At 73.5% G+C, this 19,983-nt stretch carries 20 protein-coding genes; 11 read left to right on the plus strand and 9 right to left on the minus strand.

All coding sequences use genetic code 11. The features are described 5' to 3' along the window. The first annotated feature begins 42 nt into the window (after nucleotides 1-42). The 6 genes from ACU436_RS14015 to ACU436_RS14040 are packed head-to-tail and all read left to right on the plus strand — an operon-like array spanning nucleotide 43 to nucleotide 5,159. Complete coding sequence (locus ACU436_RS14015; protein WP_459025261.1) at nucleotides 43-756, plus strand: GntR family transcriptional regulator; 714 nt, start codon at nucleotides 43-45, stop codon at nucleotides 754-756. Continuing rightward, nucleotides 753-1,604, plus strand: a complete 852-nt coding sequence (locus ACU436_RS14020) for an ABC transporter ATP-binding protein (RefSeq protein ID WP_459025263.1) — start codon at nucleotides 753-755, stop codon at nucleotides 1,602-1,604. The genes ACU436_RS14015 and ACU436_RS14020 overlap by 4 nt, the downstream gene beginning before the upstream one ends. Continuing rightward, entirely contained in the window at nucleotides 1,601-2,449 is an 849-nt protein-coding gene (locus tag ACU436_RS14025; protein WP_459025264.1) for an ABC transporter permease, read from the plus strand. The genes ACU436_RS14020 and ACU436_RS14025 overlap by 4 nt, the downstream gene beginning before the upstream one ends. Next, a complete protein-coding gene (locus ACU436_RS14030) occupies nucleotides 2,446-3,297 on the plus strand; it encodes an ABC transporter permease (RefSeq protein ID WP_459025266.1) in 852 nt (283 codons plus the stop codon). Before ACU436_RS14025 ends, ACU436_RS14030 begins: the two co-directional genes overlap by 4 nt. Nucleotides 3,298-3,330: 33 nt before the next feature. Then, on the plus strand, nucleotides 3,331-4,377 hold the full coding sequence (locus ACU436_RS14035) for an ABC transporter substrate-binding protein (protein ID WP_459025268.1): 1,047 nt from the start codon (nucleotides 3,331-3,333) through the stop codon (nucleotides 4,375-4,377). Between the two features lie 17 nt (nucleotides 4,378-4,394). Further along, nucleotides 4,395-5,159 carry a fumarylacetoacetate hydrolase family protein gene (locus ACU436_RS14040; RefSeq protein WP_459025270.1) on the plus strand — a complete coding sequence of 255 codons (765 nt, stop codon included), beginning with the start codon at nucleotides 4,395-4,397 and terminating at the stop codon, nucleotides 5,157-5,159. Nucleotides 5,160-5,180: 21 nt separating this feature from the next. On the opposite strand, the gene ACU436_RS14045 is transcribed toward ACU436_RS14040, so the two are convergent. Then, nucleotides 5,181-5,660: a MarR family winged helix-turn-helix transcriptional regulator gene (locus ACU436_RS14045; RefSeq protein ID WP_459025272.1), complete on the minus strand. Its 480-nt coding sequence runs from the start codon at nucleotides 5,658-5,660 to the stop codon at nucleotides 5,181-5,183. An 89-nt stretch (nucleotides 5,661-5,749) separates the two neighbouring features. Between ACU436_RS14045 and ACU436_RS14050 the strand changes: the two genes are divergently transcribed. After that, entirely contained in the window at nucleotides 5,750-7,312 is a 1,563-nt protein-coding gene (locus tag ACU436_RS14050) for an FAD-dependent monooxygenase (RefSeq protein ID WP_459025274.1), read from the plus strand. 7 nt (nucleotides 7,313-7,319) lie between these two features. Here the strand turns inward: ACU436_RS14050 and ACU436_RS14055 are convergent, their stop codons facing one another. Both ACU436_RS14055 and ACU436_RS14060 read right to left on the minus strand, forming a co-directional pair. Next, nucleotides 7,320-9,191 carry an ABC transporter ATP-binding protein gene (locus ACU436_RS14055; protein ID WP_459025276.1) on the minus strand — a complete coding sequence of 624 codons (1,872 nt, stop codon included), beginning with the start codon at nucleotides 9,189-9,191 and terminating at the stop codon, nucleotides 7,320-7,322. Beyond that, nucleotides 9,188-10,963 carry an ABC transporter ATP-binding protein gene (locus ACU436_RS14060; protein WP_459025278.1) on the minus strand — a complete coding sequence of 592 codons (1,776 nt, stop codon included), beginning with the start codon at nucleotides 10,961-10,963 and terminating at the stop codon, nucleotides 9,188-9,190. The genes ACU436_RS14055 and ACU436_RS14060 overlap by 4 nt, the downstream gene beginning before the upstream one ends. A gap of 136 nt (nucleotides 10,964-11,099) precedes the next feature. Here ACU436_RS14060 and fgd point away from each other — a divergent pair, with 136 nt between their 5' ends. After that, nucleotides 11,100-12,131: a glucose-6-phosphate dehydrogenase (coenzyme-F420) gene (fgd, locus tag ACU436_RS14065; protein ID WP_459025280.1), complete on the plus strand. Its 1,032-nt coding sequence runs from the start codon at nucleotides 11,100-11,102 to the stop codon at nucleotides 12,129-12,131. Between the two features lies 1 nt (nucleotide 12,132). Here the strand turns inward: fgd and ACU436_RS14070 are convergent, their stop codons facing one another. The 6 genes from ACU436_RS14070 to ACU436_RS14095 form a co-directional block, all read right to left on the minus strand. Beyond that, nucleotides 12,133-12,525: a DUF4235 domain-containing protein gene (locus tag ACU436_RS14070; protein WP_459025282.1), complete on the minus strand. Its 393-nt coding sequence runs from the start codon at nucleotides 12,523-12,525 to the stop codon at nucleotides 12,133-12,135. Between the two features lie 14 nt (nucleotides 12,526-12,539). After that, on the minus strand, nucleotides 12,540-13,337 hold the full coding sequence (locus ACU436_RS14075; RefSeq protein ID WP_459025284.1) for an AfsR/SARP family transcriptional regulator: 798 nt from the start codon (nucleotides 13,335-13,337) through the stop codon (nucleotides 12,540-12,542). A 247-nt stretch (nucleotides 13,338-13,584) separates the two neighbouring features. Continuing rightward, on the minus strand, nucleotides 13,585-14,556 hold the full coding sequence (locus ACU436_RS14080; protein WP_459025285.1) for an ATP-binding protein: 972 nt from the start codon (nucleotides 14,554-14,556) through the stop codon (nucleotides 13,585-13,587). Next, nucleotides 14,553-15,605, minus strand: coding sequence for an MEDS domain-containing protein (locus tag ACU436_RS14085; RefSeq protein ID WP_459025287.1), 1,053 nt, complete (start codon nucleotides 15,603-15,605; stop codon nucleotides 14,553-14,555). Before ACU436_RS14085 ends, ACU436_RS14080 begins: the two co-directional genes overlap by 4 nt. A gap of 210 nt (nucleotides 15,606-15,815) precedes the next feature. Then, a complete protein-coding gene (locus ACU436_RS14090) occupies nucleotides 15,816-17,396 on the minus strand; it encodes an acetolactate synthase large subunit (protein ID WP_459025289.1) in 1,581 nt (526 codons plus the stop codon). Next, complete coding sequence (locus ACU436_RS14095) at nucleotides 17,393-17,896, minus strand: OsmC family protein (protein ID WP_459025291.1); 504 nt, start codon at nucleotides 17,894-17,896, stop codon at nucleotides 17,393-17,395. The genes ACU436_RS14090 and ACU436_RS14095 overlap by 4 nt, the downstream gene beginning before the upstream one ends. A gap of 400 nt (nucleotides 17,897-18,296) precedes the next feature. Between ACU436_RS14095 and ACU436_RS14100 the strand changes: the two genes are divergently transcribed. The 3 genes from ACU436_RS14100 to garA all read left to right on the plus strand — a co-directional run bounded on the left by ACU436_RS14100 (nucleotide 18,297) and on the right by garA (nucleotide 19,938). Next, nucleotides 18,297-18,950: a CDP-alcohol phosphatidyltransferase family protein gene (locus tag ACU436_RS14100; RefSeq protein ID WP_459025293.1), complete on the plus strand. Its 654-nt coding sequence runs from the start codon at nucleotides 18,297-18,299 to the stop codon at nucleotides 18,948-18,950. Nucleotides 18,951-18,959: 9 nt separating this feature from the next. Beyond that, on the plus strand, nucleotides 18,960-19,346 hold the full coding sequence (gene gcvH, locus ACU436_RS14105) for a glycine cleavage system protein GcvH (RefSeq protein WP_459025295.1): 387 nt from the start codon (nucleotides 18,960-18,962) through the stop codon (nucleotides 19,344-19,346). A gap of 139 nt (nucleotides 19,347-19,485) precedes the next feature. Further along, nucleotides 19,486-19,938 (plus strand): glycogen accumulation regulator GarA, encoded by a 453-nt coding sequence (gene garA / locus ACU436_RS14110; RefSeq protein WP_459025297.1) that lies wholly within the window; start codon nucleotides 19,486-19,488, stop codon nucleotides 19,936-19,938. Nucleotides 19,939-19,983: the final 45 nt, after the last annotated feature.

Below are 19,983 nucleotides of genomic sequence, written 5' to 3' on the forward strand. Positions count from 1 at the left end.
TCTGATATGATCGGAGTGACGGAGGCCACAAGGGGGTGGTTCGTGTCCGACCTGAAGTCGCAGACGATCTATCGCGCGCTGCGTGAACGGATCCTGTCCAACGAGATCCTGTCCGGCACCCGCCTCGTGCTGCGCCAGCTGGCGAACGAGTACGACTCCAGCGACATCCCGGTGCGGGAGGCGCTGCGGATGCTCGAGCGCGACGGGCTGGTCGAGATGATCCCGTACCGGGGCGCGCGGGTCACCACGCTCACGGCCCGGGAGATCGAGGAGACCTACTTCATCCGCGGCCACCTCGAGAGCATCGCCACGGGCCTGGCCGCCGAGCGCATCACCGACGCCGAGCTGCAGATCCTCGACGACCTCATGGTGCGGATGCGCGCCGCCGTGGCGGCGCAGGACGGCCCCGGCTTCTCGGACCTCAACCGCGAGTTCCACGCGACGATCGTCGGTGCCTGCGGCAACGAGATGCTGCGCGAGCTGACCATGGACATCTGGCAGCGCCACTCCGGCTTCCAGCGGGTCTTCCGGATGGTGCCCGAGCGGCTGGCCGCCTCGCAGTCCGAGCACGAAGGGATCATGGACGCGCTGCGGGCGCGGGATCCCAAACGCGCCGCGGCGCTCGCGCTGTGGCACAAGCGCTCGGTGGGCGACACGGTCAGCACCCTGCTGGACACCACCCTGCTGGACAGCACCGCGATGGGCAGCACCTCGATGGATGACGAGAAGCCGACCGCGGGTGAGGAGCCGGCATGAGCACGGTTGAGAACGCCACGCACCAGGGGGCCGAGACCGCCGCGGACGGCGCCGCGGTGGGCTTCGACCACGTCTACAAGGCCTTCGTGGCCCGCGGGCGGCGCAGCGAGCCGGTGCTCGCGCTGCAGGACGTCGCGTTCGACGTGCGGCCGGGCGAGTTCGTGAGCCTGGTCGGACCGTCCGGCTGCGGGAAGTCGACCTGCCTGAACATGGTGGCCGGGCTGGCCGGCCCGTCCGAGGGCACGGTCACGCACCACGGGCGGCCCGTGCGCGGGGTCAACACCGAGGTCGGCTACATCACGCAGGAGGACAACCTGCTGCCGTGGCGCACCCTGTCCGGCAACGTCGAGCTCGGCATGGAGATGCAGGGCGTGCCGCGGGCCGAGCGGCGCGCGCGGGCCCGGGAGTTCGTCGAGCTGGTCGGGCTCGCCGGGTTCGAGGAGCACTACCCCCACGAGCTGTCCGGTGGCATGCGCAAGCGGGCCGGGATCATCCGCACCCTGGTGTACGACAGCGACGTCGTGCTCATGGACGAGCCGTTCGGCCCACTCGACGCGCAGACCCGGGTGATCCTGCAGGCCGAGCTCCTGAAGCTCTGGCAGCGGTCGCGCCCGACCGTGCTGTTCGTGACCCACGACCTGGTCGAGGCGATCGCGCTGTCGGACCGGATCCTGGTGTTCACCGCCAACCCGGGCACGGTGAAGCGCGAGTACCGCGTCGAGATCCCGCGCCCGCGCGACCCGTTCCGCATCCACGAGACACCCGGGTTCGGCGAGCTGCACGAGGCGCTGTGGGCCGACATCCGTGCAGAGATCGGGGACGTCGAGACCGGGGGCGGGTCGCCGTGACCGCCACCGTCGCCCCGGACGTCGGCCGCGGAGAGTCGGTGCTGGCGGCCACCGCGGCGGCCGACCGGAGGGCCGCGCGGTCGGAGCGGGTGGTGCTGTGGGCGGGCACGGCGGCCTTCGGCGGCGCCATCCTGCTGTTCTGGCAGTTCGGCCTCGGCCATCTGGTGAACCCGCGGTACGTGAGCGACCCGGTCACGATCGCGGGCCGGATCGGCGAGCTCGCGGCGGAAGGGGAGATCTTCCGCCACGTCGGGGTCACGCTCGGTGAGGCGGCGATCGGTTTCGTGATCGGCTCGGTGCTGGGCCTGGCGAGCGCGTTCGGGCTGGCGCAGACCCGCCGCGGGTACGCGGTGTTCGAGCCGTTCCTGATCGGCTTCTACTCGATCCCGAAGATCGCCCTGGCGCCCCTGTTCATCCTGTGGTTCGGCCTCGGCACGACGCCGAAGATCATCATGGCCGCGCTGCTCGTCTACTTCGTCGTGTTCGTCAACACCGCCACCGGCATCCGGGAGGTGCACCCGGGACTGCTGCAGGTGTGCCGCGTGCTCGGTGCGAGCCGGCACGACCTGCTGGTGAAGGTCACGCTGCCCTCGGCGGCGCCCGCGATCGTCGCGAGCGTGCGGATCACGGTCACCCGCGCGATCGAGGGCGCGCTGCTCTCGGAGTTCGTGGCCTCGACGCAGGGGCTCGGCTATCTGGTCGCCCGGGCGTCGCGGGAGTTCGACATCGCCTCGGTATTCGCCGGCATCGTGATCATCGCGGTCGTCGTGATGGCCGCGAACGGGCTGCTCAGGCTCGTCCAGGCGCGGCTGGCCCCGTGGCACGGCGGGAGGGTCCACGGATGAACGAGCCGACGTCGGCGGGGACGGCAGTCCTCGACGCCACCCGCCGGGCCGACCGCACCGCCCGCACGGCGGAGCGACGGTTCCTCGTGGCCGCGCGGCTCGGCATCGTCGTCGTGGTGCTCGTGGGCTGGGAACTCGCCTCCGGCACCGTGATCCGGTCGTTCTACGTGAGCTCGCCCGGCGACGTGGCCGAGACCCTCGTCGAGTGGGCCGTCTCGGGGGAGCTCGTCTACCACGGCGGGTTCACCGTCACCGCCGCGTTCCTCGGGTACGTGCTCGGCGCGGTGGCGGCCGTGCTGGTGGCGTGGCCGCTCGCCATGCTGCGCACCGCCTACCGGATCACCGAGCCGTACTTCCTGGTGGCGTACTCGATCCCGGCCGTCGCGATGGGCCCCGTGTTCATCCTCTGGTTCGGGATCGGGATGACGCCGAAGGTCCTCATCGCCGCCTACTTCGTGTTCTTCATCGTCTTCATCAACACGGTGGCGGGCTTCCAGCAGGTGCCCACCGGCCTGCTCGACGTCACCCGGGTGATGGGCGCGTCGCGGCGGGACCAGCTGCGCACCGTCCTGCTGCCCAGCGCGCTGCCGTTCGTGCTGGCCGCGCTGCGGATCACCCTGCCCGCGGCGATGATCGGCGCGGTCACCGGCGAGTTCATCTCGTCCAACCGCGGGCTGGGCTACCTCACGCGCGCCGCCGCGTCGAGCTACTCCACCGCAGGTGTGCTGGCCGGCGTGCTCTCGCTCAGCGTGATCGTGCTGCTGATGAACCTGCTGCTGCGCCCGTTGCGGCACGCGCTGCGCTGGCAGCCGGACGTCGACGTGCCGCAGGCGGCCGACGGCCGCTGAGAACCGACACCGATCCGATCGACAGGAGTGAGCATGCGAGGACAACGGCGTTCCGCAGTTCTGGGTGGTGCGTTGGCGATGGCGCTCGCGCTCGCCGCGTGCGGCGGGGACGCGGGCGGCGGGGCACCGGGGGAGGGAGGCCGCACCGCGATCACCGTGTCGTCGCTGCCGAGCGCGTTCCTCGCTCCGCTCTACATCGCCGAGAAGGACGGGCTCTTCGAGCGGGAGGGCCTCGACGTCACGATCGTCGAGCTGCAGAGCGGTGCCGACGGCGTGCCGGCGGCCATCTCCGGCAGCTCGCAGTACGCCGACCTGGGCTTCGACGACCTGGCCACGCTGTCCGCCGAGGGCGAGGACAGCCTGGTGATGGTGCACAACCTCGTGCGTCGCGTCACGTTCACGCTGGTCATGAACCCCGACGTCGCCCGGGAGCGCGGCGTCACCCGGGACTCGCCCATCGAGCAGCGCTACGCGGCGCTTGCGGGCCTGCGGCTCGGCGTGACCTCGCCGGGGGCGGCGAGCGACAAGTACATGCGCTACTACCTGCGCGAGGCCGGCCTCGATCCCGAGCGCGACGCCGAGATCATCGCGATCGGCGACGGCGCGTCGCTGCTCGCGGCGCTGGAGACCCACCAGATCGACGCGTACCAGCTCTCGCCGCCCACGCCGTACGTGGCACAGGCGGAGGGGTTCGGCACGGTGCTGATCGACGGTCCCTCGGGCGACGTCCCGCGGTTCGCCGACTTCGCCTACACCGGCTACGCCGCCAACCGGGAGTGGGCGGAGGCGAACCCGGATGCCGCCCGCGCGTTCGGCCGCGCGCTGAACGCGGGGATGGAGCAGGTCCTGTCCGACCCGCACGCCGCGGCCGCGAAGATCGTCGACCGGATGTCGGCCGGTGACCTCCCGGTGCTGCAGCAGACCCTGGAGGCCTTGGCCCCGGCCCTGTCCGCGGACGGGTGCTTCGACGCCGCCGCCGTGCAGAGCACCCTCGCCGTGATGCACGAGGTGGAGATCACCGACAGCCCCGGCGACCCCGCCGAGGGCGTGCTGTGGACGAACGCGTACAACGACTGCTGAGGCGGAAGGACACCCAGTTGAAGATCGTTCGCTACTCGAGCCCGGACGGCCCCGCGTGGGGCGTCGTCGACGACGGGGTCGTGCGGGCCGCCGAAGGCGCGCCGTTCGCCGGCCTGCGGCCCACGGCACAGGAGGTCGGCCCGCTGGACGGGGTGTCCCTGCTCGCGCCGGTGACCCCCCGCACCGTCCTGTGCGTCGGGCGCAACTACCGCTCCCACGCCGAGGAGTTCGGCAACCCGGTGCCGGAGGAGCCGCTGCTGTTCCTCAAGCCGCCCGCCGCGGTGGTCGGGCCGGGCGCCGACGTCGTCCACCCGCGGCTGTCGCAGCGCGTCGACCCGGAGGCCGAGCTGGTCCTCGTGATCGGGCGCACCGCCCGCAACGTCGCCGCGGCCGACGCCTGGGATGTGATCGGCGGCTACACCTGCGGCAACGACGTCACCGCCCGCGACATCCAGCGCTCCGACGGCCAGTGGACCCGCGGCAAGGGGTTCGACACCTTCTGCCCGATCGGGCCGTGGGTGGACACCGAGTTCGACCCCACCGACGTCGGCGTCTCGTGCACGGTGGACGGCGAGCGCCGCCAGGACGGCCGCACCAAGGACCTGATCTTCCCGATCCCGTTCCTGATCGAGTACATCACGAGGTTCACCACCCTCGAACCCGGCGACGTGATCCTCTCCGGCACCCCCGAGGGCGTCCGGTCGGTGGAGCCCGGGAACACGATCACGGTGGAGGTGGAGGGCCTCGGCGCCCTGACGAACACGGTGGTCGCCGAGCCCTGACCCGTTGCTGCGATCCGGGGGTCACGCCGAGGCGGGCCCGGTGGCACTGATCCGGGCGGCCTGCTCCTGGGCCAGGTCGTTGAGCCGGCGGTACAGGCTCAGGAACGCGGCCAGCTGGTCGTCGTCGTAGTCGTCGAGGGTCTGGCGCACCGCCGCCTCGATCTCCTCGAAGATCGACCGGTTGGGGGCGGTGTGCGCTCCCGTCGACACGATGATGATCTTGCGTCGGTCCGTGGTCGAGCGGCGGCGCGCGATCATGCCCCGCCGTTCGAGGCGGTCGACGAGCGCCGTGACCGACGACGCGCGCAGGCCGGTGAGCTCGGCGAGCCGGCTCGGCGTCAGCTCGGGTTCGTCCCGGGCCAGGTCGAGCGCCTTCATGTCGGTGGGCCCGAGCCCCAGGCGGTCGGCGACGGCCTGGTGGAGCAGCAGCGTCCGCGATGCGGAGTCGCGCATGGCCTGCGTCAGGTCCAGGTAGAGCTCTTCTCGGCGGGCGGAGGGCACGGGCACCACCTTGACGGGTTCGGCGTGGACGGGTATTAGTTCGATGCATCGAATCATTCGACGCGTCGAACTATAGTCCTGGAGGACGCATGCGTGAAGAAGAGGTTCCCATCCTCATCGTCGGAGCCGGCCTCGGCGGGCTGTCCACGGCCCTGTTCCTCGGGCTGCACGAGGTGGGCGCGACGGTCGTCGACCGCCACCCGAGCACGTCGAACCAGCCGAAGGCCCGGGGGCAGATGCCCGCGATCATGGAGGCGTTCCGGGCGGCGGGCGTGGCCGACGAGATCGTCGCCGCGATCCCGCCCGGGCGGCCGGAGATGACGATCGTGATCTGCGAGAGCGTCACAGGACGCGTGCTGACGAGCTTCTCCGAGGCGCTCGAGGAGTACCCGACGCTCAGCCCCGCACCGGTGGGAATGGCCAGCCAGCAGCGTGCCGAGGCGGCGCTGTCCCGGCGGTCCGCCGAGCTCGGTGCTGACCTGCGCTTCTCGACCCGGCTCGAGTCCCTCACCCAGGACGCGGACTGCGTGCACGCCGTGCTCACCGACCTGCGCACGGGGGAGCGGTACGGGCTGCGCAGCCGGTACCTGGTGGCCGCCGACGGGCACCGCGGCGCCATCGCCGGACAGGTCGGCATCACGACGCGCAGCCGCGGCGCGTTCGGCCACTCCACAACGACCTCGTTCACCGCGGACATCGCCGGCCGGCTGCCGGGCTCCGCGGTGCTCATGTACTACGTCCAGAACCCCGCACTCCCCGAGGGCGCCGGCGCGTTCGTCTCGACCGACGTGCCGGGGGAGTACGTGGCGGCCTTCGCCGCCGACCCGGGACGCACCGAGCAGCAGACGCGCGAGCTGATCCAGGAGATGCTCGGGCTGGACGTCGAGATCACCACCGGCGGCTCCAGCACGTGGGAGATCGCGCACCGGGTCGCCGCCCGGCTGTCCGCGGGGCGGATCTTCCTCGCCGGCGACGCCGCGCACCTCATGCCTCCCACCGGAGGGCAGGGCGGCAACACCGCGCTGCTCGACGGGCTGCACCTCGCGTGGAAGCTCGCCGCCGTCGTCAAGGGCCAGGCGGGGCCGGGGCTGCTCGCGAGCCACAGCGACGAGCACCTCCCGTACGGCACGGCGGTCGCCGACTGGCAGTTCGCCAACATGATCGAGCGGCAGCGCCCCGACCAGGCCGTCGAGGACCCGCCCACCCCCGTCGACGCGCTCTCGCTGCTGTTCGGCTACCGGCGGCAGAGCGGTGCGTTCGTCGTCGAGGGCGGGGGTGACGGCGAGCTCTTCGAAGATCCTCGCAAGCCCAGCGGCCGTCCCGGCACCCGTGCCCCGCACGTCGCCCTGCGGCGCGGCGCGGACCCGGTGTCCACCCGCGAGCTCTGCTTCCGCGGGTTCGTCCTGCTGAGCGAGGACGAGGGCTGGATCACGGCTGCGCAGCACGTGGCGGGGCAGCGCAGGCTCCGGCTGGACGCCCACCACATCGGCAAGGAGCTGATCGACCCGGACGGGATGTGGACGCAGACGTACGGCGTGACCCGGTCCGGTGCTGTCCTGATCCGGCCGGACGGCGTCATCGGATGGCGCACCTCCGCCGCGCCGGAACGGTCGGCACTCGATGCGGCGTTGACCACCATCCTGGGCACGTGACGACGGATCAGGCCAGGCTGGCCCGCCAGGCCTCATGGAGGTCCGCGAACTCGCCGTCCTCCTCCAGGAGTGCCTCGGGAGGGCCGTCCTGCACGATCCGGCCGTCGGAGACCACCAGCACCCGGTCGGCGATCAGCACCGTCGACAGGCGGTGGGCGATGATCAGCGACGTGCGGCCGGCGAGCACCGTCTCGAGCGCCGCCTGCACCGCGCGCTCGGACGGGACGTCCAGCGAGGACGTCGCCTCGTCGAGCAGCACGACGGCGGGGTCGGCGAGCACCACCCTGGCGAGCGCGACGAGCTGGCGCTGGCCGGCCGAGAGCCGCCCGCCGCGCTTGCGGACGTCGGTGTCGAAGCCCTCCGGCAGCGGGTCGATGAACCCGCGGGCGCCCACGGCCTCGGCGGCGGCGACGATCTCGGCGCGGGACGCCGTGCCGCGCCGGCCCATCGCGATGTTCTCCGCCACCGAACCGGAGAACAGGAACGCCTCCTGCGTGATCATCACGAGCGCGGTGCGCAGGTCGGCGTCGGTGAGGTCGCGCAGGTCGACGCCGTCGAGCCGCACGGCGCCCTCGGTGGGGTCGTAGAAGCGCGCCGCGAGCTTCGCGAGGGTCGACTTGCCGGCACCGGTGGCGCCGACGAGGGCGACGGTCTGCCCGGCCGGGACGTGCAGCGAGAACTCCGGCAGCACCGTGCGCTCGGGTGCCCCCCGGTAGGCGAACCGGACCCGGTCGAACTCCAGCTCGCCGCGCACCGGTCGCGGTAGAGGCACGGGGCGTGCCGGTTCGGGCACCCCGACCGGGGTGTCCAGGACCGACGAGATCTTCTCCAGCGCCGCGGCCGCGGACTGGTAGGCGTTGAGGAACTGGGCGAGATCATCCAGGGGGTCGTAGAAGCGGCGCAGGTAGAGCACGAACGCCGTGAGCGCCCCGAGCGCGAGGGTGCCGTCGACGACACGGAGCCCACCCAGCAGCAGCACGAGCGCGAGGGTGGCGTTGCCGACCAGCCGCACCGCGGCGACGAACCACGCGACGGTGAGGAAGGCGGTGGTGGCGGCGTCGCGGTGGGCGGCCGTCAGGCCGGCCATGATCTCGTCGTTGCGGGGTTCCCTGCGGAACGCCTGCACGGCGCGGATCCCGTTGGCCGACTCGACGAAGTGCACGATCACCCGGGCCACCGTGCTGCGGGTGCGCCGGTAGCTCGCGCGGGAGCGGCGCTGGAACCAGCGCGTGAGCAGCAGCAGCGGGACGAACCCGGCCAGCACCACCGCCGCGAGCAGCGGGTCGATCCACACCAGCAGCACCGTGACGCCGACCAGCGACAGCAGCGCGCCGAAGAAGCCGTCGAGGCCCTTCTCGAGGAGGTCCGAGAGGGCGTCCACGTCGCTGGTGAGGCGGGAGATCAGCCGCCCCGAGGTGAACGACTCGTGGAAGTCGAGCGAGAGCCGCTGCCCGTGGGCGAAGAGCCGCTCGCGCACGTCGAGCAGGAGGTCCTGGCCGATGCGCCCGGAGAGCAGCAGGAACGCCGACCGCAGCCCGGCACCGGCGATCCCGCTGGCGGCGTACCCGCCGATCGCCGCGGCCAGTGGGCCCGGCCGCCCGCCGAGTGCCGCCGGCACGCCGGTGTCGATGGCGAACGCCACCATCAGCGGGCCGGCGAGCATCACCGCGTTCTCGGCGACGAGCAGCACCGCCGCCAGCACCACCGCGCGCCGGTGCGGCCGCAGCAACTCCGCGACCAGCCGCCGGGCGCGCGCCTGCAACCGCAGCCCGGTGCGGCGGTCGACGGCGTCGGCCTCGTCGTCCTCGGCGACGTTCCCGGCCGCGATCCCGCGCCAGGCTTCCTCGTCGTCCTCCGGGTCAGCGAGGTCGGTCGTCACGCCCCCACCTCCTCGCGGTCCTCGCCGGTACTGGCCAGCAGCCTGCGGTACTCGGGCACGGTGGCGAGCAGCTCGGTGTGGGTGCCCACCGCGGTGATCCGCCCGCCGGCGAGCAGCGCCACCCGGTCGGCCAGCTGCACGGTGGACGGCCGGTGCGCCACGACCAGCGCCGTGACGCCGCCCAACACCCTCCGCAACGCGGCCTCGACCTCGGCCTCGGTGTGGACGTCCAGGGCGGAGAGCGGGTCGTCGAGCACCAGCACCGGCGGGTGCCCGGCCACCGCCCTGGCCAGCGCCAGCCGCTGGCGCTGGCCACCGGACAGCGACATGCCCTGCTCACCGATGCGGGTGTCGAGACCCCACGGCAGCGCCGCCACGAACCCGTCGGCGCTGGCGACCCGCAGCGCCTCCCACACCTGGTCGTCGGAGGAGCCCGGGGAACCGAGCAGCACGTTCTCCCGCACGCTGGCGGAGATCAGCACCGGGTCCTCGAACGCCGTCGCGACGGCCGCGCGCAGGTCGGCGAGCCGGAGCCGGCGCACGTCCACCCCGTCGAGCAGCACGGCGCCTCCGGTGACGTCGTGCAGGCGCGTGACGAGCGCGGTGAGGGTGGTCTTGCCCGACCCCGTGGCGCCGACCAGGGCCATGGTCTCGCCCGGGCGCACGGCGAGGTCGACCCCGGCGAGGATCTCCCGGTCGCCGCCCGGATGGCGGAACCGCACCCCGCGCAGCTCGAGGGCGCCGCGCACCGGGTTCGGCAGGGGCTGCGGGTCGGCGGGATCGACGATGTCCGGTGCGACGTCGCGGACCTCCCAGTAGCGCCTGGTCGCGGCGGCGGCGTTGCTCGCCTCCGCCAGCAGCCACCCCAGCGAGGCGATCGGCCAGTACAGGTAGGTCATCACCGTGACGGCCGCGACGAGCGTGCCGATCGTGAGCGAACCGCTCGCCACGCCCCAGGCGCCGAGCCCGAGCACCACGGCGATCGCCGTTTCCGGCAGCAGCACCAGCACCGCCCAGAGCGCGGCGATGAGCCGGATCTTGAGCAGCTCGGTGCCGCGCAGCCCGCGGGAGTCGGCCACGAAGCGCTCGGTGAACCGCCGCCCCCGGCCCAGCGACTTGAGCACCCGGATCCCGAGCGCCGACTCCTCGACGGCGGTGGTGAGGTCGCCGGCCTGGTCCTGGGCGCGGCGGGCAGCGACGGAGAACCGTCGCTCCAGCAACAGGGTGAGGACCAGCAGCGGCACCGCCGCGACCGCGATGACGGCCCCGAGCCACACCGAGAGCCACAGGAGCACCCCGATCCCGACGAGCACGGTGAGGGCGTTGACCACGAGGAAGATGCCGGAGAACGCGACGAACCAGCGGATCGTGTTGAGGTCGGCCGTGGCGCGCGAGAGCAGCTGTCCGGACGGCCATCCGTCGTGGAAGGCCACCGGCAGCCGTTGCAGGTGCGCGAACAGGTCGGTGCGCATCGTGGCCTCGATGCCGGTGCTGGGCCGGGCCACCAGGCGCCTGCGCAGGAACGTCAGCGCGGCTTCGAGGACACCGAGACCGAGCACGCCCAGCACCAGCCAGGGGAGGCTGCCGAGCTCGCCGTGGGCGATCGGGCCGTCCACGATCGCGCGGGTGACCAGCGGGACCGCCAGGCCCGCCAGGGTGCCGGCGAGCGCCGCCGCACCGCCCCCGAGCAGCGTCCACCGGTGCGGACGGACGTAGGGGGCGAGGCGGCGGAGCGTGGCGAGGCCGGCCCGTTCGGGCGGAAGCTCGGTCATGGCTCGATCGACGCTAGAACCGCCCGGCGGCCGGCGCACCCGAGTTCTCTCATGCCATCGACGGAACCACCTCCACCCGGGTTGAAGTCCAGTGGCAGGCTGGGCGGTGAAGGTTGATCGATCGGAAGGCGGGATCGTGGCGTCAGCGCAGCAAGATCCGGGGCGGCAACTGAGGATCGGGTACAAGGCCTCGGCGGAGCAGTTCGCGCCGCGGGAGCTGGTGGAGTACGCGGTCCGGGCCGAGGAGGTGGGCCTCGACAGCGTCGTGACGTCGGACCACTTCCTGCCGTGGCGGCACGAGGGCGGGCACGCGCCCGCGTCGCTCGCGTGGTTCGCGGCCGTGGGGGAGCGCACGTCGCGGGTGCTGGTCGGCACGTCCGTGCTCACGCCGACGTTCCGCTACAACCCGGCGGTGCTCGCCCAGACGTTCGCCACCCTGGGCCTGCTGTACCCGGGGCGGGTGATGCTCGGCGTGGGCACCGGTGAGGCGCTCAACGAGATCGCGGTGTCCGGCCGGGAGTGGCCGGAGTTCAAGGAGCGGTTCGCGCGGCTGCGCGAGTCGATCCGGCTGATGCGGCAGCTGTGGACCGAGGGGGAGGTGTCGTTCGAGGGCGAGTACTACCGCACCGTCGGGGCCACCATCTACGACCGGCCCGAGCAGCCGGTGCCGGTGTACGTGGCCGCGGGCGGCCCGGTGGTGGCCAGGTACGCGGGCCGCTCGGGCGACGGGTTCATCTGCACCTCGGGCAAGGGCATGGACCTCTACACGGAGAAGCTCATCCCGGCCGTCGAGGAGGGCGCTGCGGCGGCCGAACGCGACCCCGCCGAGGTCGACCGGATGATCGAGATCAAGCTGTCCTACGACCGCGACCCCGACCGGGCACTCGCCAACACCCGGTTCTGGGCGCCGCTGTCGCTCACGGCCGAGCAGAAGCACAGCGTCGACTCGGCCGTGGAGATGGAACGCCTTGCCGACGAACTGCCCATCGAGCAGGTCGCGAAGCGCTGGATCGTGGCCTCCGACCCGGACGAGGCGGTGGCGCAGATCAAGCCCTACGTCGACGCCGGGCTCAACCACCTCGTGTTCCACGGCCCGGGGCACGACCAGGAGCGCTTCCTCTCCCAGTTCGCCGAGGACGTGCTCCCGCGCCTGCGCGGTCTGGCCTGACTCACGACCCCACGTACGCTCGGCCCTGCCCGGCATCCGTCGACACCTCGACGGGCCGGCGGGCCGGCGGGCGCGGGGTGTCCAGGAAGCGCCGGACGCCCTTCATCCCGTACCGGTCCACCGCGGTCTTGATCAGCCCGAAGATCGCGCCCTGGAGCGTGGCGGCGAGCAGCACCTCGCGGGTGCTGTAGGCGTCGGACAGGGGCTGCGGGGTCTCGTCCTCGTCCGAGATCCTCTTCCACACCATCCCGAACACCTTGCCGGCGAGCAGGCCGCCGATCAGCCCGAAGATCAGCCCGATCGGCTTGTAGGCGAGCTTCTCGAGGCCGGTCAGCTCGTTGCCGTCGCCGCGCTTCATGACGGCCGGGTACCCGATCACGCGGGTCCCGAACACGGAAAAACCGCAGATCAGTACGGGCGCGAAGGCCCGCCACCCGAGACGAGCCTGCGGGTGCCGCCGACGGCACCCCGGACCGCGCGCAGCGCCGGGAGCTGTACGGCCGAGCGCGGCATCGGGCGCCGGGCCCGCAGCACCGGCCACACCGGCGACGGCGGGAAGAGCGCGTCGAGGCCGCTGGAGGCGGGCCCGCCGACGCTGGAACGCAACAGCTCCTCGTACGCGTCGTACTCGGCGACGGCGGCGGCGATGTTGCCCTGCGCGAGGTGCGCCTCGATCAGGGCCCGGCGGGCGCTCTCCCGGCTCGGTGCGGCGCGCACCGCCATCTCGGCGAGCGTGACGGCGGCGGCGTGCCGGCCGGCGGCGGACAGGCGCAGGCTGCGCTCCTCGAGGGCGTGCAGCCGCAGCTGGCGGAACCGTTCGCGCTCCACGGCGATCCAGGCGGCGGTCCAGCCGGGCAGGATGTCGGCCGACAGCAGCCCGATGTCCGGGCTGTCGGTGGCCGGGATCTCGGGCAGGGCGCGTACGAGGCCCAGCGCGTCGGCGAGGTCGACCTCGACGTCCGCGGCGAGGGCGAGCGGCCCGGTGGGGTCGTCGTCTGTGAAGAGCGTGGGGATGCCGACGGCGGTGACCGCGTCGGCCAGTAGCCGCCGGGCGGCTGCGGCGGGGACGCCGGGCCACAGGTCGGCAGCGAGCGCGGCGTGCTCCTGCGGGCGGGGGTGCACGGCGAGGTAGGCGACGAGCCTGCGCGAGTCGACCCCGAGCGGGACGGCGGATCCGTCCGACACGAGGGTGAAGGCCCCCAGCACGCGCACCGCGTGCCGTGCGCCCGGGTGCGCCTGAGTCGTGCGAGGTCGTCGCTGATCGTCAGACATGATCGTCCCATGTGTGAAGTGCCCGGGCTGAAAGCTCGCAGGGACCCGTGGGCAGCATGACAGCGCCCGAGTCCGCGAAGAAGTGTTCTCTCGAGCGACCGCCTTGCCAAGGGGCATGTTCGTCACACTTCCGGCTGCTCTGCGGCCGTCCGGGTGACGTGCGAGTCATGGGCCATCTTACTCATGGGGTGGCGTGCACCCGAACGTGGGTGCCTCGGCCGTCCGCCCACACGTGGAGCGAGTCGCAGAGCTGCCGGGCGATCCACACGCCCCGCCCGCGGGGTTCGGCCGGATGGGGGGCCTGCAGCCCGGGCAACGGGTCGCGGAGGGTGCCGCCGTCGTCGATCTCGCAGAGCAGCCCGCTCTGTCCGGTCCACAGCGACAGGTGTGCCTCGGGCGTGCCGTGCTCGACGGCGTTGGTGGCCAGCTCGTTGACGGCGAGGACGACGTCCTCGACCCGCTCGCGCTCGTAGCCGCGGCCCGACAGCGCCTCCTCGACGGTGGTGCGCACCTCGTGGAGTTGCCACGCGCTGAACGGCATCCGCACGTCCGGCGGCCCGAGCAGGGGCGGCTGGGCGGCAGGGCGCTGGGCGAGCACGGCGCGCGGGTCGTGATGGCCGGAGTTGTGCCGCAGCTCGCCCTCGGTGAGCAGGAGCGGGTGGTTGCGCCGGGCCCCGTCGAGGATCTCCAGGTGCAGCGGGAGCTCCGGGTAGAAGCAGGTGACGCGCACCGGCAGGTCGGCGAGCGCGACGTTGAGGGCGGCGTCGAGCTCGGTCCAGAAGCGCCCGTCGGCTCCGTCGAAGGCCGCCGCGTGCTCGCTGAACACGGTGACCGGGCGCGCCTGCGCGACGCTCATCGCGCGCAGCTCGAGGGCCCACCGGGCGGCGAGCGTCTGTGCGGACGCGCCGGCCGGGCTGCCGTCCGGCGGCCGCAGGCGGACCACGCGGTGCCCGGAGGTGAGCGCGGGGTCGAGCCGGTCGCCGAGCGCCCGCTCCGTGGCCGGCTGCAGGGCCGTGGCGAGGGGCTCGTCGCGTTGCAGCGCCTGCTCCACGAGTGGGGCGAGCTGGTCGAGCAGGTCGGCGGTGGAGGCGTGGAACCCGGCGGCGTGTTCGAGCCGGACGGCGTTGGCCGAGCGGGTGGTCTCGATCCTCATGCGGGCGCCTGCGCGTTGCGCGCCCCTTCGTCCGGGGTCTGCCTGTTCGCGGGGTCTTCGCCGGCGGGTTGTGGGCGCTGGGCCTGTTCGTTCACGGTGAGCTCGTTCTGGGGTTCGTCGTCGTGGGGGTCTTCGTCCGGGCGTTGGTCGGCGGGCGGTTGGTCGGGCGGTTGTCGATCGCTGCGGTTGTGCACGACGAGCTGGGTGGCGAACGGTGCGCCGCACCGGTCGAGCACGCGCTGCACGCGGGGCCGGACCCCGGTGAGCACCAGCCGGTGGGCGTTGGGGAACTCCTCCGCGGCGTGGACGAGCCCGACGGCGCCCGCGACGTCGAGGAACCGCAGCGAGGAGAGGTCGAGGCTGATGTCGGTGGGGGCGTCCGGGAGGCGCAGCGCCCTGTCGAGGGCGCCCTCGAGGAAGCTGCGGATGCGCGGCCGGTTGCTGTGGTCGACCTCGCCCGCGACCCGTGCGGAGCCGGCGCCGAGGGCGGTGATCCGCAGGAGGCCGTCGTCGTAGATGGCGGGAGCCACGACCTCGGTGCGGTGCGCGGCCCGCACCGCCTCCACGACCTCCTCCGGGTAGCGGGAGCGGTCGTAGATGCACAGGACGTGTGCCGGCCGGTGGCGGACGACCTCCTCGATGACCCGGTCGTAGTCGGCCATGCCGGACTCGCGCACGCCGGACTCGCCGCCCCCGTGCTTCGCCACGAACGTGAGCCGGCCGGTGATGCGGACGGCCGGGTAGCCGGCGGCGAGGGCGGCGTCGACGGTGGAACGCACCGTCTCGGCGACCTCGTGGGGTGAGCGGTGCCCGTCGCTGGGGACGATGGTGAAGCGGCCCTCGCGCAGCGGCCCGGCCACCGCGACGCCGTCGTCGGTCATCCGTTCGAGGACTCGGTCGGAGGTGCCGTCGTCGAAGTAGATGACGTGCTCGCCCCGTACGAGCCCGTGGGCGAGGAACGCGGCGGAGATCTGCCACAGCTGCTCGTCGCTCACAGGCACCGCGACGGCATGGTCGACGGACCCGCAGTCCTCGACCGTTGTCGTCATCACGCATCCCGGGACGAGCGAACTTGAGCGTCAGGTCATGAGAGCACGCAGCGAACACCGCGCCGACCGGCAGCGCCGATGCGGACGCAGCGTTACGCGGGACACACTGTACGTCCAGGGGTCGGGCGGCGGGCCGACCGGTCGGGCGCGAACGACGAAGCGCATGATCGCCGCGGTGAACGGACCCTCGCGGGGGTGGGAAAGGCCAGATCAGGGCACCAGGGGCGGCACCATCGCCTCGACGAGGTGCGGCCCCGGCTCCGCGGCGGCGCGACGCAGCGCGGCGGCGAGCCCGTCGGCGGTGGTGACCCGCTCCCCGGGCACGCCCATCCCGGCGGCGAGCGCCACGAAGTCGAGGTCGGGCCGGCCGAGGTCGAGCAGCGACCTGGCGCGTGCGCCGTCGCCCGTGAGCTGCTCGGCGGCCCCGGTCTGCAGGAGCTCCATGCGCAGGATCGCGTAGGCGCTGTTGTGGTAGACGAGCGTGGTCACGTCCAGGCCCTCCCGGGCCTGGGTCCACAGCGCCGAGATCGTGTACATGGCGCTGCCGTCGGCCTGCAGGCACCACACCGGCCGGTCCGGGCACGCCACGGCGGCCCCGGTGGCGGCCGGGAGGCCGTATCCGATCGCGCCGCCGGTGAGCGTGAGCCAGTCGTGGGGTGGCGCGCCCGCCGTGACCGCGGGGAGGCCGAGGCCGGAGGTCACCGACTCGTCCACGACGACGGCGCCCTCCGGTAGCAGGGCCCCGACCACGGCTGCGGCGCTCTCGACGGTGAGCGGGCCGCTGGGCAGGCCGGGCCGGGCGGCGGGCGCCGGGCGCGGCGCGGTGCCCGGGGCGAGCAGGTCGGCGAGCTCCTCGAGCGCGGCGGTGGCGGTCCCACCCGTGACGGCGCCCTCGCGCGGCACGACGGCGTGGACGCGGCATCCCGCGGGTACGAGATCCGACTCCTTCCCGGGGTAGGCGAAGAACGACACCGGCGAGCGGGCACCGACCAGCACGAGGTGGCGTGCCCCGGCGAGCTGCCGCACCGCCACGTCGACGACGTAGCCCAGCCGGTCGACGGGCGCGATCCCGGCCCCGCGCTCGAGGCGGGTGGGGAACGTCTCGGCGAGCACCCGGGCACCGGTGGCGGCGGCGATCCGGTCGGCGGCGGCGAGCCCGGCGGCCCGGGTGGCGTCGCCCCCGACGAGCAGGACGCACGGCTCCCCGGAGGAGAGCGCCTCGGCGGCGGCGTGGATCGCGTCCGGCTCGGCGCGGGGCGGGGCCGCGACCGGGTCCGGGCCGGGCGCCGGTTCCCCGCCCTCGTCCCAGCTGACGTCCGCGGGCAGCACCAGGGTGGCCACCTGCCCGGCCCGGGCGGCGGCCACCGCCGCGGCCGCGTCCGCGCCGATCTCGGCGGTGAGCGTGCTCTCGCGCACCCAGCCGGACACCGCGCCGGCGATCGCGGCGATGTCGGACTGCAGCGGTGCGTCGTACTTCGCGTGGGTGGTGGCGTGGTCGCCGACCACGTTGACGACGGGTGTGCCGGCCCGGCGGGCGTTGTGCAGGTTGGCCAGGCCGTTGCCCAGGCCGGGGCCGAGGTGCAGCAGGGTGGCGGCCGGCCGCTCCGCCATCCGGGCGTACCCGTCGGCGGCTCCGGTGGCGACGCCCTCGAACAGGGTGAGCACCGCGCGCATCCCGGGCACCCCGTCGAGCGCGGCGACGAAGTGCATCTCGGACGTGCCGGGGTTGGCGAAGCAGGTGTCGACCCCGCTCGCCGCGAGCGACCGCAGGAGCGCGTGGGCGCCGATCACGCCTGCACGCTCACCGACGTGGCCGGCGAGGACTTCAGCGTCTGCAGCACCACGCAGTACCGCTCGGTGAGCCGGATGAGCGTCGCGACCTCGTCCTCGCTCGCGGTGGTGTCGAGGTCGAACCGGAGGCGGATCTCGCGGAACCCGACCGGCGCCTCCTTGTCGACGCCGAGCGTGCCCCGGAAGTCCAGGTCGCCCTCGGCGTGCACGGTGCCTCCCGCCTCCAGGCCGAGCGACGTCGCCACGGCGCGCAGCGTGACGCCCGCGCAGGCCACGAGCGCCTCGAGCAGCATGTCGCCGGAGCACAGCTGCGTGCCGTCGCCGCCGGTGGCCGGGTGCAGGCCCGCCTCGGCGAGCGTGGTGGCCGTGCGCACCCGGCAGGCGACACCGGTGCCGTCCAGCTCACCGTCCGCGGTGAGGGTGACGACCGCGGCGGCCGGCTCCTCGCGGTAGCGGGCCTTCAGCGGGGTCTGAACTTCCCGGAGGGTCGAAGCGTCCATCACTGCATCGTGCCTCGCGTCGGCACGGGGCGCGACGTGGCGTCAGGAGGGGCGGTCGCCTCGCAAGGCGGACGCATCGCACCGATGCCCCGGTCCCCGGCGCGGCCCCGCAGCGAGGCGGCGCTCGGAGGCGCCAGGGCCGGCCGGGCCGCACGCGGCGATGACCCGCGGCTTCGGTTCACGGGCGCTCGGCGACGCGATGCCCGCTCCCGCACCGAGTTCACGACGAGACCGCTGCGGCGGCGGTCTTCACGCAGCCGCTCGCCCACCGAGCTGCTTGATCAGCGGATCGGTGCGGCCGATCATGCCCGTCGGGCCCTGGGCTTCGGCTCGAGCGGCGATCCAGGCCCCTTTTAGGCGCTCCTAGGCCGGTGGGGACGTGCCTCAGTAGGCTCGCCGGGTGCCCGAACCGTCCCTGACCAGCCTGCTGGCACAGGTCTGCCGCGACCGGGTGCTGACCGTGCCCAACCTGCTCAGCGCGTTGCGGCTGGCCGGGGTCCCGGTGTTCCTGTACCTCCTGCTGGTGCCCGGCGGGGCGGCGTGGGGTGCCGACATCTGGGCGGTCGTCGTGCTGGCCGTGGGCGGGATCACCGACTGGCTCGACGGCAAGCTCGCCCGCCTGCTGGACCAGTACAGCGCGCTCGGCGCGCTCCTGGACCCGGCGGTGGACCGGCTGTACGTCCTCGCCGCGCTGGTGGCGCTGGGCGTGCGTGACGTCGTGCCCTGGTGGGCGGTGATCGCGCTCGTGGCCCGCGACCTCCTGCTCGCCGCCACGCTCCCGGTGCTGCGCTCCCGCGGGTACGGGCCGTACCAGGTCACCTATCTCGGCAAGGGCGCCACGTTCCTGTTGCTGTACGCGTTCCCGCTGCTGCTGGCCGCGCAGGCGCAGGGGTGGTTCGCCGACCTCGCCCGCCCGTTCGCCTACGCGTTCGCGGTGTGGGGGACGGTGCTCTACCTGTACACCGGTGCCCTCTACCTGGCCCAGTTCGTCCGGGCGCTGCGCACGCCGGCGGATCGGGCGGGTGTCGGGGGAGGGGCCCCACGCGGGGACTAGGCTCACCGCGTGATCCCCGAGGACCTCCGCTACACCGACGCCCACGAGTGGGTGCGTGACCGGGGGGACGGGGTGGTTCGGATCGGCATCACCGACCACGCCCAGTCCCAGCTCGGCGACGTCGTGTTCGTGCAGCTGCCCTCCGTCGGCGAGGAGGTCACGGCCGGAGTGGCCGTGGGCGAGGTCGAGTCCACGAAGTCGGTCTCGGACATCTACTCGCCCGTCGCCGGCACCGTCGCGGCCGTCAACGACGCCCTGGACGCCAACCCCGAGCTCGTCAACTCCGGCCCGTACGAGGAGGGCTGGATGTTCGAGGTCCGGCTCTCCGGCGACGCGCCGGGGCTTCCCGACGACCTGCTCGACGCGGCGGCGTACCGGGAGCTGACGGGGAGCTGACCGGGCCTTCCGGGCCCGCCGTCGCACGGTAGGTTTGCCGGATCCGACGCCACCGCGCGGGTTCGCCCGAACGGCGTCACACTGACTGCATCCAGAGCAGGGCACCACACCCGCCCACCCACCAGGAGGAGACCCCGAGGTGACCACGAACGACGGGCCCGGCGTGCCCCCGGAGCGATCCCCGGAGACCACATCGGTCTTCCGTGCGGACTTCCTCTCCGAGGCCGAGTCCACGGGCCAGGACCAGCCGGTCTCCGGCGTCGAGTCGCTGCCTGCCGGCTCCGCCCTGCTGGTGGTCAAGCGCGGCCCCAACGCGGGCTCGCGGTTCCTGCTCGACCGGCCGTCCACCAGTGCGGGACGCCACCCGGACAGCGACATCTTCCTCGACGACGTCACCGTGTCGCGCCGCCACGCGGAGTTCCGCAGCGACGCCGGTGAGTTCGTCGTCGTGGACGTCGGCAGCCTGAACGGCACGTACGTCAACCGGGAGCCGGTCGACACCGCCGTGCTCGCCAACGGGGACGAGGTGCAGATCGGGAAGTTCCGGCTGGTGTTCCTCACCGGGCCGCGCGAGTCCGGGGCGAGGGGCTGACCTCCGGTCCACCCGCTGCCGCCGCGCCGCGACCCGTCCGGAGTC

The organism is Pseudonocardia wallangbongensis (genome assembly GCF_054486945.1).

Excerpts from the sequence above, each read along its gene's own strand:
- ACU436_RS14035 (WP_459025268.1), top strand. The coding sequence starts at position 3,331 with ATGCGAGGACAACGGCGTTCCGCAGTTCTGGGTGGTGCGTTGGCGATG.
- ACU436_RS14050 (WP_459025274.1), top strand. The coding sequence starts at position 5,750 with ATGCGTGAAGAAGAGGTTCCCATCCTCATCGTCGGAGCCGGCCTCGGC.
- ACU436_RS14030 (WP_459025266.1), top strand. The coding sequence starts at position 2,446 with ATGAACGAGCCGACGTCGGCGGGGACGGCAGTCCTCGACGCCACCCGC.
- ACU436_RS14060 (WP_459025278.1), bottom strand. The coding sequence starts at position 10,963 with ATGACCGAGCTTCCGCCCGAACGGGCCGGCCTCGCCACGCTCCGCCGC.
- ACU436_RS14020 (WP_459025263.1), top strand. The coding sequence starts at position 753 with ATGAGCACGGTTGAGAACGCCACGCACCAGGGGGCCGAGACCGCCGCG.
- ACU436_RS14085 (WP_459025287.1), bottom strand. The coding sequence starts at position 15,605 with ATGACGACAACGGTCGAGGACTGCGGGTCCGTCGACCATGCCGTCGCG.
- ACU436_RS14095 (WP_459025291.1), bottom strand. The coding sequence starts at position 17,896 with ATGGACGCTTCGACCCTCCGGGAAGTTCAGACCCCGCTGAAGGCCCGC.
- ACU436_RS14080 (WP_459025285.1), bottom strand. The coding sequence starts at position 14,556 with ATGAGGATCGAGACCACCCGCTCGGCCAACGCCGTCCGGCTCGAACAC.